11 protein-coding genes are annotated in these 14,394 nt (G+C 45.6%); 8 read left to right on the forward strand and 3 right to left on the reverse strand.

Translation table 11 applies throughout. The features are described from left to right. Positions 1-260: 260 nt before the first annotated feature. From K0I73_RS07015 to K0I73_RS07025, 3 genes are all read left to right on the forward strand, one after another. Positions 261-1,406, forward strand: a complete 1,146-nt coding sequence (locus tag K0I73_RS07015) for an exonuclease SbcCD subunit D (protein ID WP_220063776.1) — start codon at positions 261-263, stop codon at positions 1,404-1,406. Continuing rightward, entirely contained in the window at positions 1,403-4,459 is a 3,057-nt protein-coding gene (locus K0I73_RS07020) for an AAA family ATPase (RefSeq protein ID WP_220063777.1), read from the forward strand. Before K0I73_RS07015 ends, K0I73_RS07020 begins: the two co-directional genes overlap by 4 nt. 230 nt (positions 4,460-4,689) lie before the next feature. Continuing rightward, a complete protein-coding gene (locus K0I73_RS07025; RefSeq protein ID WP_434086704.1) occupies positions 4,690-5,976 on the forward strand; it encodes a peptidoglycan DD-metalloendopeptidase family protein in 1,287 nt (428 codons plus the stop codon). Between the two features lie 293 nt (positions 5,977-6,269). On the opposite strand, the gene K0I73_RS07030 is transcribed toward K0I73_RS07025, so the two are convergent. From K0I73_RS07030 to K0I73_RS07040, 3 genes are all read right to left on the reverse strand, one after another. Then, positions 6,270-6,773 carry a M48 family metallopeptidase gene (locus tag K0I73_RS07030; protein ID WP_220063778.1) on the reverse strand — a complete coding sequence of 168 codons (504 nt, stop codon included), beginning with the start codon at positions 6,771-6,773 and terminating at the stop codon, positions 6,270-6,272. An 81-nt stretch (positions 6,774-6,854) separates the two neighbouring features. Then, positions 6,855-7,295: a DUF3010 family protein gene (locus K0I73_RS07035; protein ID WP_220063779.1), complete on the reverse strand. Its 441-nt coding sequence runs from the start codon at positions 7,293-7,295 to the stop codon at positions 6,855-6,857. Between the two features lie 158 nt (positions 7,296-7,453). Then, on the reverse strand, positions 7,454-8,797 hold the full coding sequence (locus tag K0I73_RS07040; RefSeq protein WP_220063780.1) for a DEAD/DEAH box helicase: 1,344 nt from the start codon (positions 8,795-8,797) through the stop codon (positions 7,454-7,456). A gap of 228 nt (positions 8,798-9,025) precedes the next feature. Between K0I73_RS07040 and rssA the strand changes: the two genes are divergently transcribed. The 5 genes from rssA (at position 9,026) to K0I73_RS07065 (ending at position 14,170) form a co-directional block, all read left to right on the forward strand. Then, complete coding sequence (rssA, locus tag K0I73_RS07045; RefSeq protein WP_220063781.1) at positions 9,026-9,967, forward strand: patatin-like phospholipase RssA; 942 nt, start codon at positions 9,026-9,028, stop codon at positions 9,965-9,967. 95 nt (positions 9,968-10,062) lie between these two features. Continuing rightward, complete coding sequence (locus K0I73_RS07050) at positions 10,063-10,797, forward strand: hypothetical protein (protein ID WP_258405311.1); 735 nt, start codon at positions 10,063-10,065, stop codon at positions 10,795-10,797. 260 nt (positions 10,798-11,057) lie between these two features. Next, entirely contained in the window at positions 11,058-13,175 is a 2,118-nt protein-coding gene (gene nrdD / locus K0I73_RS07055) for an anaerobic ribonucleoside-triphosphate reductase (RefSeq protein WP_220063782.1), read from the forward strand. 84 nt (positions 13,176-13,259) lie between these two features. After that, positions 13,260-13,727 (forward strand): anaerobic ribonucleoside-triphosphate reductase-activating protein, encoded by a 468-nt coding sequence (nrdG, locus tag K0I73_RS07060; RefSeq protein WP_220063783.1) that lies wholly within the window; start codon positions 13,260-13,262, stop codon positions 13,725-13,727. Between the two features lie 86 nt (positions 13,728-13,813). Beyond that, positions 13,814-14,170 (forward strand): YibL family ribosome-associated protein, encoded by a 357-nt coding sequence (locus K0I73_RS07065; RefSeq protein ID WP_220063784.1) that lies wholly within the window; start codon positions 13,814-13,816, stop codon positions 14,168-14,170. Positions 14,171-14,394: the final 224 nt, after the last annotated feature.

Consider the following 14,394-nt stretch of genomic DNA (forward strand, 5'->3'; position numbering starts at 1 on the left):
GCCTGTAGTAACAATATTTTGCGGTAAACGCACATGTTTTTTGAATTTTAGTCGCCGTATTTGGGGAACATCATGTTTTACTGCAAAATTGGCTACTTTTACTGTGCGATGGCTCATAGATCTTGGTTGATCTGATGTTGGTGACAGAGGAAGAATAATATTCCGCTCACCGCGTAACTTCATTGCCATCTGTTGCTGCATTTCTTACTATAACTGTCATTAGATACGTTCGTATCCTCCTCATTTTCAAACGAGAACTGATGAAATTTATCCATACTTCGGACTGGCATATCGGTCGTCAGCTACATAATCAAAGCTTGCTGGACGATCAGCGTCACGTGTTAGCGCAGATCATCGAACTAGCCAAGGCGAACCAAGTCGATGCCTTAGTGGTGGCCGGTGACATTTACGATCGCTCTGTGCCGCCCGCCAACGCCGTGGCGCTGCTCGATGACGTGCTTAATCAAGTGGTCAATGATCTCGGCATTCCGGCTATTTTAATTGCCGGCAACCACGATGGGCATGAGCGGTTAGGCTTTGCTTCGCGGCAGATGCTGGGCAGTGGCTTACATATCATTGGGCCTATTAGTGACACTGTATTGCCCATTAAAGTAGGAAGCGCGAGTGGCGATGCGCTATTTTATCCGCTGCCCTATGCCGAGCCAGCGACGGTGCGTCATCTATTTGAATGTGATGTGTCTAGCCATGAGGCGGCGATGGCAAAACTGCTTGAGCAGATCAGCGAGCACGATAGTCAAGGCTTGCCAAAGGTAGTGATCAGCCATTGTTTCCTAGATGGCGGCAGTGAGTCAGATTCAGAGCGCCCCTTAAGCATTGGCGGCGCAGACAAAATATCGCCGAGTTTATTCGCGGATTTTTCCTATACTGCACTCGGTCATCTGCATGGGCCGCAGTATAAAGGGGAGGAACACATTCGCTACTCAGGCTCAATTTTAAAGTACTCCTTTAGCGAGCAGCATCAAAACAAATCGGTCACCTTAGTTGAAATTGATGCATCGGGGAAGGCGAGTGTTGAGCTATTGCCGCTAACGCCAATGCGTGACGTGCGTATCATCGAGGGGCTACTTGATGAACTGTTAACACTTGGCGTTAGCGATCCTCATCGAGAGGATTATTTGATGGTGCGTTTAGCCGACAAAAACGCCATCTTAGATGCTATGGGGAAATTACGAGCGGTTTATCCTAATGTGTTACATCTTGAGCGCACTGGGCTGATGGCCCAAAGTGAGCAGCTTGCCATTCGAAGCGATCACATTAAAAAAGGCGAGTTTGAGATGTTTAGCGACTTCTTTAGTCAGGTCGCTGGTGAGTCGATGAGTGACGAGCAGAAACAGTTGATGACGGATATTCTCGACAGCTTGCATAAAGCGGAGGATAACCAATGAGACCCTTGAACTTAACTATGACTGCTTTTGGTCCTTTTGCTAGCGAGCAGATCATCGATTTTAATACCCTTGGCAAAAATCCCCTGTTTCTTATTAACGGCCCAACAGGGGCGGGAAAGACCACCATTTTGGATGCCATCTGTTTTGCGCTCTATGGTAAAACTACCGGTGATGAGCGTGAAGGTTCTCAGATGCGCTGCGACATGGCAGATGATGAGCTATTGACCGAGGTGAGTTTTACATTTGAGCTAGGTCAGCATCAATACCATATTCGCCGCGTGCCAGAACAACCTAGAGCCAAAAAGAGCGGTGATGGCTACACGCTACAAAAGCCAGAAGCTCAGTTAATTTGCTTTCACAGCGATGGCTCCGAAGTCTTGCTTGTCGCGGCTAAGGTATCAGAGGCTACGGCGCAGATAGAGCAATTAACTGGGCTAGATGTCGATCAATTTCGTCAAGTCATGGTGTTGCCACAGGGTAAGTTTCGCGAGTTATTGATGGCCGATTCCAAGGCTCGCGAGAAAATTTTTAGTCAGCTATTTCAAACTCACATCTATCGCAAAATTGAAGACAAGTTAAAACAGCAAGCCTTAGGCATTAAAAAAGAGGTTGAGGCGATGCGTAATCGCCGCGACGGTGTCTTGCAAGGTGCAGAGCTTGATAATGACGACGCGCTGAGTGATGAGCTTAAGGCGTTGGCTCCCGAGCTTGCCAGCGCTACGGCAAAAAAGGTTGATACTGATAAACAAGTTCAGCAAGTGAGTCAGCAATTAGAGCAGGCGAAGCAGTTAACCGATGAGTTTTCCGCGCTAGCGCAGCTTAAGTTATTGGCTCGGCAACTCGATGAGCAAAAAACGCAGATAGATCAACAGCAGCAACAGTTATTCGCAGGGCGCAGTGCTAAGCTGCTACAACCTGTTTATCAGGCTGCAGAATCTCGTCAGCTTGAATTAACCCAAGCCTCCGAGCAGCAGCAAAAGTCGCAAGCTCATCAACAGCAGAGCCAAGATTCGCTTAATCGAAGCCTGGCCGCCATAGAGAAGCTGCCTAATTTAGAAGCTCAGCAGCAACAGACATTAGCCACTGCCCAGCAGCGTCGAACATTATTACCGCAGCTCAAACAACTTGAGCAGCTTAAAGCCCATGTAGCTCAAAGTCAGCAGCAGATGTTGAATGCCGAGCAGCAAGGTAAGCAGACAAAAACAAAACTGGCGCAGTTAACCGATGAAAAACTCGCTGCTCAGGCTCGAGTGCCAAAGCTAAAAGCCCATAGTCAGCAATTGCTGATCTTGCAGCAACAGATAAGCGATACCAAACATCATCTGCAGTTCTTCGCTCAGTGGCTGCGCGGCCATTCAGAGATTGAGCAAATCAATGCACGCTTAGTCGCCGCAAAAGAGCGTGGCGCACAATTGAAAGAGCAGCATCAAGCGCGACAAGTTCATAGTCAAACGTTAACGTTGCGCTGGCATCAGGGCCAAGCGGCCATCTTAGCGGCGAAGTTATCTGTCGGAGAAGCCTGTCCCGTGTGTGGCAGTCTTGAGCATCCACAGCTGGCACGAAGTGAGCAAATACTCCCCACTGATGAGGAGCGTGAAGCAGCGCAAGTCAATGAGCAGAGTGCACTGACCGAATTGACCAGCGCACGCTCCGATTACCGTCAATTAATCGAGAAGTTAAAGGATGTTGAGCAAAGAAACCATGAGCTGAGTGAACAGTTACCAGATATAGATAGCCTCACTCAAGCTGGCTTAGAAACAGCGTTAGGGCAGCTGGAGCGAGAATTTGCTGAGGCGAACAAGGCGCAGCAACAGCTGGCTGATATTGAGAGTCACCTTGCTGCGGTGCAGCAGCAAGAACAGCAGCTTAATCAGCAGCTTGACCAAGAGCGGGAACAATATCGTCAACTGGAAAAACAGTTTAATGAAAGTGCGGGGCAGCTTAAGCAGTTACAAGCCGCGATACCGCAAGAGCTGGTGGATTTAGCCGCGCTAGAGCAAGAGATCGCTAAGCTTGAGCAAGATGCAGCGCAGTTGAAGTTACAAATTTCATCTCTGCGAGAGCAACATACACAAGCCGAGCAGCAATTAGCCAGCGCCGCAGCGCAACTGCAATCGGCGAATGACACATGGGCGAGAGCAAATGAGCAACATCAGCTTGCCGTTAGTGAATTTGAGCGGCAGTTGCAAACCTCTAAGTTTGATTCCTTGTCCGCATTTAAAGTTGCCATACTAACAGACGATAGCATTGCGGCTTTAGAGCAGGAGATCAAGCAATATGAGCAGCGCTGTATTACTAACCAAGCGAACATTGCTCAGTTAGAGACTAAACTAGCCGACTGCACACAGCCCGATATCGCGGCAATAACAGAGGCTAAGTCGCAACTTGAAACAGTGCAGCAAAATGTGCTTAATCAGTGGCAGCAATTGAGTGGGCGTATGCGGCAACTAGAACAAACTACTGAGCAGCTCAAAAGCCTAGATGCGCACTCGAAAAAACTTGAAAAGCAGTATGGAGTCGTTGGGACACTGTCTGATGTCGCCAATGGCAATACTGGCAATAAAATTAGCTTGCAGCGCTTCGTGCTGAGCGTACTGCTCGATGACGTGCTGCTGGAAGCGAGCCATAGATTGCAACTGATGAGTAAGGGGCGTTATCGCTTATTGCGTAAAGAGGATAGGGCTAAGGGCAACAAGGCCTCAGGGCTCGAACTTGAAGTTGAAGATGCCTATACCGCGAAAGTGCGCTCTGTGGCGACCTTAAGTGGTGGAGAAAGCTTTATGGCAGCTTTATCCATGGCGCTAGGATTATCGGATGTGGTGCAAGCTTATGCTGGTGGCATTAAGCTCGACACCCTGTTTATCGATGAAGGTTTTGGTAGTCTAGACCAAGATTCACTCGAACTTGCGATCCGCACGCTAATGGATCTGCAGTCGGCTGGGCGCATGGTTGGGGTTATCTCCCATGTTACCGAGATGAAAGAGCAGATAGGCAGCCGCATCGATATTGTTAAGAGTGCGATGGGCAGTAAAGTAGAGCTTATTCTTCCTTAGAAAACGTCAAAATTGGAAAAGAGAAACCTGCTGTTAAGGCAGGTTTTTTTATCACTTTATCTCTGTTTATACTGCCTCCAGTTTCATTTACAGCCATATCTTCGATAAATTTGTGTGATCGATCTGTTTGTGAATTACATTTTTTTTGATATAACTGTTCATCAACCCGCCATTTCATGGGGTATTGGCGGGGAAAATGTTCATCATAATAATGAAAGTCGAGGCATAGGTTGCGTACAAGTAAATTTTCTTTTTTGAATATGTCTCCATCTCGGTTACTAGCGTTACCTGCGCCCCATAGAAAAATATTAATGGCTGCGAGTCTGCTGGTGGGGATATCGCTATTGTGGCCAAGTCAGAAGCAGGTTTTACCTCAGCGCATTCCTGTGACACTCGATGTCGAATCTCTGGTATCTAATCTCTCTGCAACCGAAACCGACACCATTGCAGAAATCCATCCCAATTATGTCAAAACCATCGTTAGCGGAGATACCTTAAGCGGATTATTCGTTGAGGCTAACCTTGATCAGCAAACCATGTATAAAGTGCTTGAGGCGGATCTTGATATTTTGGCACTAGATACCCTTAAGCCTGGAAATATTATTCGTTTTTGGCTCGATAATGACGGCCAATTAACTAAGTTGGAACTGTATTTTAATGCCGCTCGCCAAGTGGTCTTTAGCCGCTACGAAGAGGGCGGCTTCAAGGTTGACGAAATTAATATCGAAGGGATTTGGCAAAATAAGTCGCTAGTTGGTGAGATACAAGGCTCGTTTTATCTATCGGCGCAGCGAGCTGGATTGACTGCTGCTGACATTCAACGTGTCGAATCATTACTCAAAGAAAAACTGAATTTTGCGCGTGACTTACGTGCCGGTGACGAGTTTTCTGTACTCATGAGTGAGCAGTATATCGATGGTGAAGTCACTGGGAATAGCGATATTTTGGGAGTTCATATCCAGCGTGGTCGCAGCGCTATCAACGCCTATCAAAACAGCGATGGTAACTTTTATGATGAACAAGGACGCAGTCTCGCCAGAGCATTTCAACGTATTCCGCTACAAAAGAATTATCGAATTAGTTCACGGTTTGACCGTCATCGTCATCACCCGGTAACAGGCCGCACTGCGCCTCATAATGGCACCGATTTCGCGACTCCGACGGGGACTCAAATTATTGCACCGGGTGACGGTATCGTCTCTATGGTGACCGACCATAGATATGCTGGTAAGTATGTGGTGATCGAACATGGTAATAAGTATCGCACCCGTTATCTGCATCTTTCCAAAGCATTAGTGCATAAAGGGCAGCGGGTTTCTCGTGGTCAAGTGATTGCCTTATCGGGCGCTACCGGTCGTATTACGGGGCCGCATCTTCATTATGAGTTCCATGTTAATGGCCGCCCAGTCGACCCGATGAAAGCCGACATTCCGATGGCCAGTACCTTGTCTAAGAAGCAGATGACTGAATTTAGCCAATTGGTGAAAGTGCGTAAGATGTTAATGGGACAAGTGTAGAATCGTCTCAATTTCTCGCTGAGATGTAAAAAGTAAAAACCACCTACGTCAATAGGTGGCGAAATTCACTCTGCCACTACAACCATCAATTAGTTTTCGTCTGAAATCAAGTGAATGAAAGTGATGGAGTAGACTATGTTGAATGGCTTATAAGCTGATTTAACCATATCTCCGTTAGACTCAGTGTTACAGTAAAGCTTTGCTAGCGGTGCTGCGCAAACTTCTAAATTAGGGTAGAAAAGCTCCCTGTTTAGGCGTATATCAAAAGTCACCTTCTTAAGAAGGTGGATTCTTTATATAGATGCGTTTTCTAATTCGAGCATGGTTAGCCAAAGCCTCAAATCAAACTCCAACTGGTGATAATCACCTTCCATATGACAGCAGAGCTGATAAAACGCCTTGTTATGATCTTTCTCTTTTAAATGAGCAAGTTCATGTACAACCACCATACGTAAAAACGGCTCTGGTACCTGCTTAAGCTTGGATGAAATACGGATCTCATTTTTTGACTTAGTCTTACCACCATGATTTTTGGCGATATAGCTGTGCAGGCCTAAGGCTTGCTTTTTTAGGGTGATTTTGTCGTCATAAAGCACTTTGTTGAGTGGCTGAGACTTTTTAATATACCGATTTTTAAGGGCGATGGTATAGTCGTACAACGCTTTATCGCTGCGTAGTTCGTGGAGGTCTGGGTAGCGCTTCTCAAGTACAGATCGGAGTCTGTTCTCGGCGATAAGAGTGTCGACCTGAGATAAGATTTCGTTGCTGTAGCCTTGGAGGTAAGTCAAAGTATTCATTATGATAAACCGGGCTAATGTAGCCCGGCGAGCCTATTGGCAGTAGAAGTAAAGTGATTTAGCGAAATGGCTAATTATCGACTATTCGTCTTTAGCAAATATGCGTTGGTTATGCAGAGTATAAGCCACTTCAAATGCACTCTTTTGAAAACGCTTAAGATCGAGCCCATCAAAGTCAACCATCGGTGGGTTACGCTTCAGTTGCTCTTTCATCGTTACTGGTGAAATAAGGTGCACGGGCAAACCGCATAACTGAATCGCCGCTTCCATCTTAAAACTGGTGGCACTGCCTGCTAGTTTTCCCTTTTGCTCGCGCTCGATTAGTGCAACTTCATCGACTTTGTAGTCTTCCATCAATTTAGCGAAAGCAAAGTGAAACTCTTTAATTGATTCTGTCTTGGCTGAATTGGATACCGTTAATGAACGAGAACGGCATTCTGGCACGTTAAAAGTATCACCTTCATAACTTAATAAACTGATGATGGCTTCGCCACCTTTTAACTCAATGCCACAAACTCTCATGATAAACCTAATATAAAAACCATAATGACGCTTATTGTAACCTTAATTGGTCAAATGAGCAGTAGTTGCGAAAATAAATTCACATAGAAAATTGTTGTTTAGTGATTTTCTTTGATAACAAATTGAAAAGAGCGGTGCGATGACCGCTCATTTTGAAATTAATCTTCAGGGGTGTCTTGCAGTTTTGATTTAGGCTTGCGCAACATAGGTGCATCACCCACATCAATACCGGTAATAAAGCGTTTATCACGATTGTCTTTTGCTTTAGTCGCCGATTTGGCTTTGGTTGGACGAGCCTTCGCTTTTGTCACCTTTTTCGCGGCACTTTTACCTGGGTTAGGTTTCGCTTTTAAACCACTGAATTTGGGTTTTAGCCCCTCAATTTCACTCAGCTCGAAGTTTTTGCGCAAAAATAGCTGCACTTGCTTAAAGTTGTCCCAATCTTTAGGGCCAACGAGAGAGAGTGCATCGCCTTTCGCTCCAGCGCGTCCAGTTCGACCTATGCGGTGGATATACTCTTCTGCCAACTTGGGCATGTCGAAGTTAATCACTAAGGATACATTAAGCAGATCTAAACCCCGTGATGCGACATCTGTGGTAACTAAGATCTGTTGTTGACCGCGACTGAACTGGTCCATGATCTGATTTCGCGCCGATTGCTTAAGCTCTCCACTTAATGATGCTGTGGTAAACCCTTGCTCTGCCAGCTTTAGCGCGAGTCTGTCTGTGTCATTTCGGGTGGCCGTGAAGATTATCACTTGCTTGTGTTGCTGCTTTTTAAGCAGGGCCAATAGTAACTTTTCTTTATGATCCAAGTGGTCGCAAAGATAGATTTTTTGGGCAATATCTTGGTTTTCAACATGGGATGCGCCAATTGAAACGTGTTCAGGCTCTTTTAGCAGTTCGCTGGCGATCTCATTGATTTGACCATGATCTAAGGTTGCCGAGAACATCAAGGTTTGACGGCGCTTATGATCGGCGGCTTTGTTGATGGCACGCAGTTGATCTGCAAAGCCTAAATCCAACATCCGATCTGCTTCATCCAAAATCAGTAATTCAAGCCCATTAAGATGCAGATGATTTTGTTTTAGGTGATCGGCTAGGCGTCCAGGTGTTGCCACCACAAAATGGGGGTCTCTTGCTAAGCCTTTTGCCTGATCATTGAAGTTTTCACCACCCAAAATCTTCATCGCTTTATATTGGGTATTGGCCACCAATAGTCGAAGCTGGCTATACACTTGGGTTGCTAGCTCGCGAGTGGGCAATAAAATAAGTACACGAGGATCGCGTTTACTTAATGCTCTAGTGGAGATAACGCGCTGCATCGCTGGCAATAAAAAGGCGAGGGTTTTCCCTGAGCCAGTTTTAGATGATGCCATTAGATCTCTTCCCGATAGGCCTACAGGTATCGATTGCTCTTGGATCTCGGTCGGCTTTTCGATGCCCATATGTTCTAGGCTGGTTAGTAGGCGTTTATCGAGTGAAAAATCTGAAAATTGCAAAGGTGTGCTCCAAAATAACGGTAAGGCGGCATTATACATCGACTTGTACGTTTCAGCCATTAGCATTGATGTTTGTTCATAGTGCGGCGCGCTGGAAATTGAACTTAGCCGAATTATTTTCCGGCTAAAGGCTGATTGGCTAGATGCTTTAACATATGATGAAGTTATTCGTGGTGTAAACACCCACTGTTAATCGAGATGGATCCTAACTAGATGGAGAGTAATTAGATGGCGAATATTGGCATCGCTTTGGGCAGTGGCGCCGCAAAGGGATGGGCACACATAGGCGTGCTCAATGAACTGGCAAAAATGGGCATTAGGCCAAACAAGGTTGCAGGCTGTTCGATAGGCGCTGTTGTCGGGGCGGCATATGCTCAAAACAACTTAGATGATTTACAACAATGGGTCAGTAGTTTTTCGAGTTGGGATGTACTTGGCTTGATGGATCTGAGTTGGCGTAAAGGCGGCCTTATTGGTGGTGAGAGAGTCTTTGATGTGATGCAGCAACATATCGGTGATCTTGATATCGAAAAGATGAACTTACCTTTTGCGGCAGTGGCCACCGATCTATACAACGGCCAAGAGATCTGGTTCCAGAAGGGAAGTCTACGTCATGCAGTAAGGGCATCCTGTTCGATGCCAGGAATTCTACCGCCGGTAAAAATTGGTGAGCGATGGCTAGTCGATGGAGCCGTTGTTAATCCAGTCCCTATATCGGTAAGCCGAGCGATGGGCGTTGACTTAGTGATTGCAGTCGATCTGTATGGCCACAGGAAAACGCGCCTCGAACAGTTACCCGTATCGCTCTCGTCTAGTGATAAGGTCGTCGAGGGCAAGCATGATAAAGATCGTGGTCAAGAGGTTGGTTTCATGGATTTGCTGGCGCGTGGTCGAGAGTATGTGTCTGGGCTAACCGATAAGTTCTCCTTGGGAAATAACAGTCAACCTGGCATGCTGGCGGTTATGTCCCAATCGATGGATATTCTTGAGCAGCGCCACAAGCGCATTCGTTTGATGGGCGATCCGCCAGATCTCTTGATCACCCCGAACGTTGCCGATATTGGTACTATGGAGTTTCATCGCGCCGATGAAGCGATTGCGGCCGGCGAGTTTGCGGTTAAACAAGTCGCGCATATTATTGAGGCTAGGTTTGCTGAGCGTCATGCCTAAGACGTATTCATTATGTTTTGTCTCCGCTTAACAGGGAGAGCGTAGAAAGTGTTTTAGGCTGATCATAAAAAACGGCTTAGTTTTTGCTTTGTTGGATGAATCGTTTAGTAGTCGATATTTTGACAATGAATCCAATTAGTAGCCTTCTATCTTCACCTAATAACACAATCGCAACAGAGGCTTATGGGAATGCTGTTAATAGTGAACCCCAAAGTCAAACGAGTTCCGTACACAGTGATAAAGTTAGCCTGTCTAATAAGGCTAATACCGATAAGGTGACGGGGCCGGCGATTGCAGAAGAGGCTGTGTCATTGTCTCCTCGAGCAATACGCGCTCAAAAAATTGAGGCAATGGCTAAAGATTTCTTTGCTGACGGTCAGTTTACCACGGCTCAAATTCCCAAACTGATCCAGCGTTTGCATCAAGATGGTATTTTGTCTGACACTCAATTAAATCGTTTAAGTTCGGCAGGCTTTGATATCCCCGAACCCAGTGCGCAGAAACAAAGTCTAACGGATTTCATTGACGAGCAAAAAGAGACCTTAGCGCAGACAGATCCCGAGAGCGTATTAATGACGGTTCTCGATGATGCTAAATCAGTATTGGGTAATATGGATAGCGTTGATGGGGCGCTGTACAGTCAAAAAGCGGCCAGAGTGTCAGCCCAGTTGTCGGTATTTATTAATGGTGACATGCCGATGGAACAGCTTGATAAGAAGCAGTGGCAGGGGCTTAAGTCAACAATGCAGTTAGCAGCTTCGATGGGTAATTCACAACAGTTTTCGGGACAAATGAACAGTTATTTGGCGTTATCTAAGCGGATTACGTAATTTCTTAACAGTTATCCACAGTTTTTACCAACTTTTTACATTATCTAGCTCTGTTTACCTCTGCGGTCAAGGCCACTTTATAAGATAAGTGGTCTAGTTTGCAGTAATCTCTCGTCACAAAATTCCATCCGTAAAATCATGATCTGGATCAAGGTACTCGACCTCAGTTTGTAGCTTAATACCCTACATATTGTGCTTTGACGTTATAATTGCACTATATATGGTGTCATTTTGAACGTTACTTGAGGAGATAATAGACAATGCCAGTAGTTATTAAGCGGGATGGTTACCGCACGCCTTTTGACGAAACAAGGATTCGGGATGCGGTGATAGCGGCTGCTCACTCAGCAGGTATTGAAGATGTTGCCTACGCGACCCAAGTCGCGACTCAAGTAGCCGAAAAGATGGCCGATGTTGCAGAGGTCGATATTCATGATCTGCAAGATGCCGTCGAAAATCAATTAATGGAAGGGCCCTATAAGTCACTTGCACGGGTTTATATCGAGTATCGCCATGATCGCGATGTTCATCGTGAAGTCAGTAGCCGCCTAAATCAAGATATTCGTGGCCTTGTAGAGCAGAGTAATGCCGCATTGCTAAATGAAAATGCCAATAAAGATTCAAAGGTGATCCCAACCCAACGGGATCTGCTTGCTGGTATTGTGGCAAAACACTATGCCACTCGCCATATCTTGCCTAAAGATGTGGTGTCTGCCCATGAGGCGGGTGAGATCCACTATCACGATCTCGATTACGCACCATTTTTCCCCATGTTTAACTGCATGCTAATTGATTTGGCTGGCATGCTGACCCATGGATTTAAGATGGGTAATGCTGAAATTGAGACCCCTAAATCGATCTCAACCGCGACGGCGGTAACCGCACAGATCATCGCTCAAGTGGCGAGTCATATCTATGGTGGCACTACGATCAATCGTATCGATGAGGTGCTAGCTCCATTTGTGGCAAAAAGTTACGACAAACATTATCAAGTGGCGCTCAAGTGGGGGATTACCGATGCGAAAGCATTTGCGACCCAGCAGACAGAGAAAGAGTGTCATGATGCATTTCAATCGTTAGAGTATGAAGTGAATACTTTGCATACCGCAAATGGACAAACGCCGTTTGTAACCTTTGGTTTTGGTCTAGGTACCTCATGGGAGTCGCGTCTTATTCAGGGCTCTATGTTGAAAGTACGTATGGCGGGTCTGGGTAAAAACCGTAAGACAGCGGTATTCCCTAAACTGGTATTTGCCATTCGCGATGGCATTAATCATAAAGGTGGTGATTGTAACTACGATATTAAGCAGATGGCCTTGAAATGCGCGACCATGCGTATGTATCCAGATATCTTAAATTATGAACAGGTTGAAAAGGTCACTGGCTCATTTAAGACGCCGATGGGATGTCGCAGTTTCCTTGGTACCTACGAGGAAGATGGTGAATTAATCCATGAAGGCCGTAACAATTTAGGTGTGGTCAGCCTCAACTTGCCGCGAGTTGCGTTGGAAGCCGATGGGGATGAAGCGCGTTTCTTCGCTATTTTGGATCAGCGTTTAACCACTGCGCGCCGTGCATTAGATACCCGTATCGAACGTCTCGAAGGGGTTAAGGCTCGTGTTGCGCCAATCCTTTATATGGAAGGTGCCTGTGGCGTACGTTTACGCGCCGATGATGATATTAGCGAAATTTTTAAAAATGGCCGTGCGTCAATTTCGTTAGGCTATATTGGTTTACATGAAACGGTGAATGCGCTTTATGGCGATGAGACACATCTATTTGATAGCGAGCAGTTACGTGATAAAGCTCTGGCCATCATTGAGCACCTAAAAGAAGCCACGGTGCGCTGGCGCGAAGAGACAGGTTATGCGTTCAGTTTGTACAGTACGCCAAGCGAAAACCTATGTAGCCGTTTTTGTAAGCTAGATACCAAAGTCTATGGGGTTATCTCTGGTGTGACCGATCGCGGTTACTACACCAATAGCTTCCACCTCGATGTGGAGAAGAAGGTTAACCCATACGATAAGCTGGATTTTGAGATGCCATACCCAGCGCTGACCAATGGTGGGTTTATCTGCTATGGGGAGTACCCCAATATGCAGCATAATATAGAAGCACTTGAAAACGTGTGGGATTATAGCTACAGCAGAGTTCCTTATTATGGTACTAACACACCGATTGATGAGTGTTATGACTGTGGTTTTACCGGCGAGTTTAGCTGTACGAGTAAAGGGTTTACGTGTCCTAAATGTGGTAACCATGAACCCAGTCGGGTGTCGGTGACACGTCGAGTTTGCGGTTATTTAGGTAGCCCTGATGCGAGACCGTTTAATTATGGGAAACAGGAAGAAGTAAAGCGCCGAGTAAAGCACTTATAGCAATACTACTGCATTAACGGCGATAGGTTTCACGGTAAAAGACGTCTTAATTGGCGTCTTTTTGTCTGATAAAGGTTTAGTTTGATGAATTATCACCAATATTTTCCCATCGATGTTGTTAATGGTCCTGGAACTCGAGTAACTCTGTTTGTTTCGGGCTGCGAGCATCAATGTCGTGGCTGTTATAACCAATCGACGTGGAATCCTTGCTCTGGACATCTGTTTGACGATGGTATGGTTGAGCAGATATTAACTGATTTAAAAGATAATCGTATTCATCGCCGCGGATTGTCGCTTAGTGGTGGCGATCCGCTTTATCCGCAAAATGTGAGTGCTATTTTAGCCTTGGTTAAATGTGTTAAGGCTGAATGCCCAAGCAAAGATATCTGGCTGTGGACTGGTTATAGGCTCGACGAGCTCGATAAGACGCAGCGCCAAGTGCTTGACTATATTGATGTGTTGGTTGACGGAAAATTTGATCAGTCTCTTGCCGATCCTAGTTTGATATTTCGTGGTAGTAGTAATCAGGTGATCCATCATTTCTCTCAATAGTGGTATAATGCCGACCAGACAAACGGGAATCGTCAGATTTGATACTTAGTCGACCCGATATTATGGTTATTTTTTAAGGCAAGTTAATGAATTTAAAGCAAGAGTTGCAGCAGCTTAATGATCGTCTAGACAAGTGTCGTCGTAAATTAGATGCGGCTGAAAAACGCGGTGATCAAGCGGTGATTTTACAGTTTAAGCAAGAGATTAATGCTGTAACTAAGCAGATTTCCAGTGTAAGAAATCAACAAACGCGATTACTTAATAAAAAAGGTACTGATGTGAAATCACTGCCTTTTAGTCGTGAACTGACTAAAGCTGAACAAGCCGATATGGGTAAGCTTAAGAAATCAGTTCGTGGATTAGTGGTTGTGCATCCAATGACTGCCTTAGGTCGTGAAATGGGACTCACTCAAGTCACAGGCTTTGCCCTTAAGCCATTCTAAGCTGTCGTTAATGTTTATTAAGAGTGCGTGAGCGATGTCATATCGCTCATTGATGACACGGCGTATGCTTATAAACCATTTTTAGGTTTACTCGGTGAAGCAATAACCGATTCAATTCGTCGGCTATTTCACTATCAGGTAAAAACACATAGAATGCTCGGTCTGAGAATTAAGGTCGCTTTACTGCCTTAAATTTATTTATCGCTGACGTTTAAGTCTGAGCT

The organism is Shewanella mesophila, assembly GCF_019457515.1.
Taxonomy (GTDB): Bacteria; Pseudomonadota; Gammaproteobacteria; order Enterobacterales; family Shewanellaceae; genus Shewanella; species Shewanella mesophila.

Bases quoted from the DNA above. Each gene is read 5' to 3' on its own strand.
- K0I73_RS07065 (WP_220063784.1), top strand. From the start codon at position 13,814: ATGAATTTAAAGCAAGAGTTGCAGCAGCTTAATGATCGTCTAGACAAG.
- K0I73_RS07030 (WP_220063778.1), bottom strand. From the start codon at position 6,773: ATGAATACTTTGACTTACCTCCAAGGCTACAGCAACGAAATCTTATCT.
- rssA (WP_220063781.1), top strand. From the start codon at position 9,026: ATGGCGAATATTGGCATCGCTTTGGGCAGTGGCGCCGCAAAGGGATGG.
- K0I73_RS07050 (WP_258405311.1), top strand. From the start codon at position 10,063: ATGAATCGTTTAGTAGTCGATATTTTGACAATGAATCCAATTAGTAGC.
- K0I73_RS07035 (WP_220063779.1), bottom strand. From the start codon at position 7,295: ATGAGAGTTTGTGGCATTGAGTTAAAAGGTGGCGAAGCCATCATCAGT.
- K0I73_RS07020 (WP_220063777.1), top strand. From the start codon at position 1,403: ATGAGACCCTTGAACTTAACTATGACTGCTTTTGGTCCTTTTGCTAGC.
- K0I73_RS07015 (WP_220063776.1), top strand. From the start codon at position 261: ATGAAATTTATCCATACTTCGGACTGGCATATCGGTCGTCAGCTACAT.
- nrdD (WP_220063782.1), top strand. From the start codon at position 11,058: ATGCCAGTAGTTATTAAGCGGGATGGTTACCGCACGCCTTTTGACGAA.
- nrdG (WP_220063783.1), top strand. From the start codon at position 13,260: ATGAATTATCACCAATATTTTCCCATCGATGTTGTTAATGGTCCTGGA.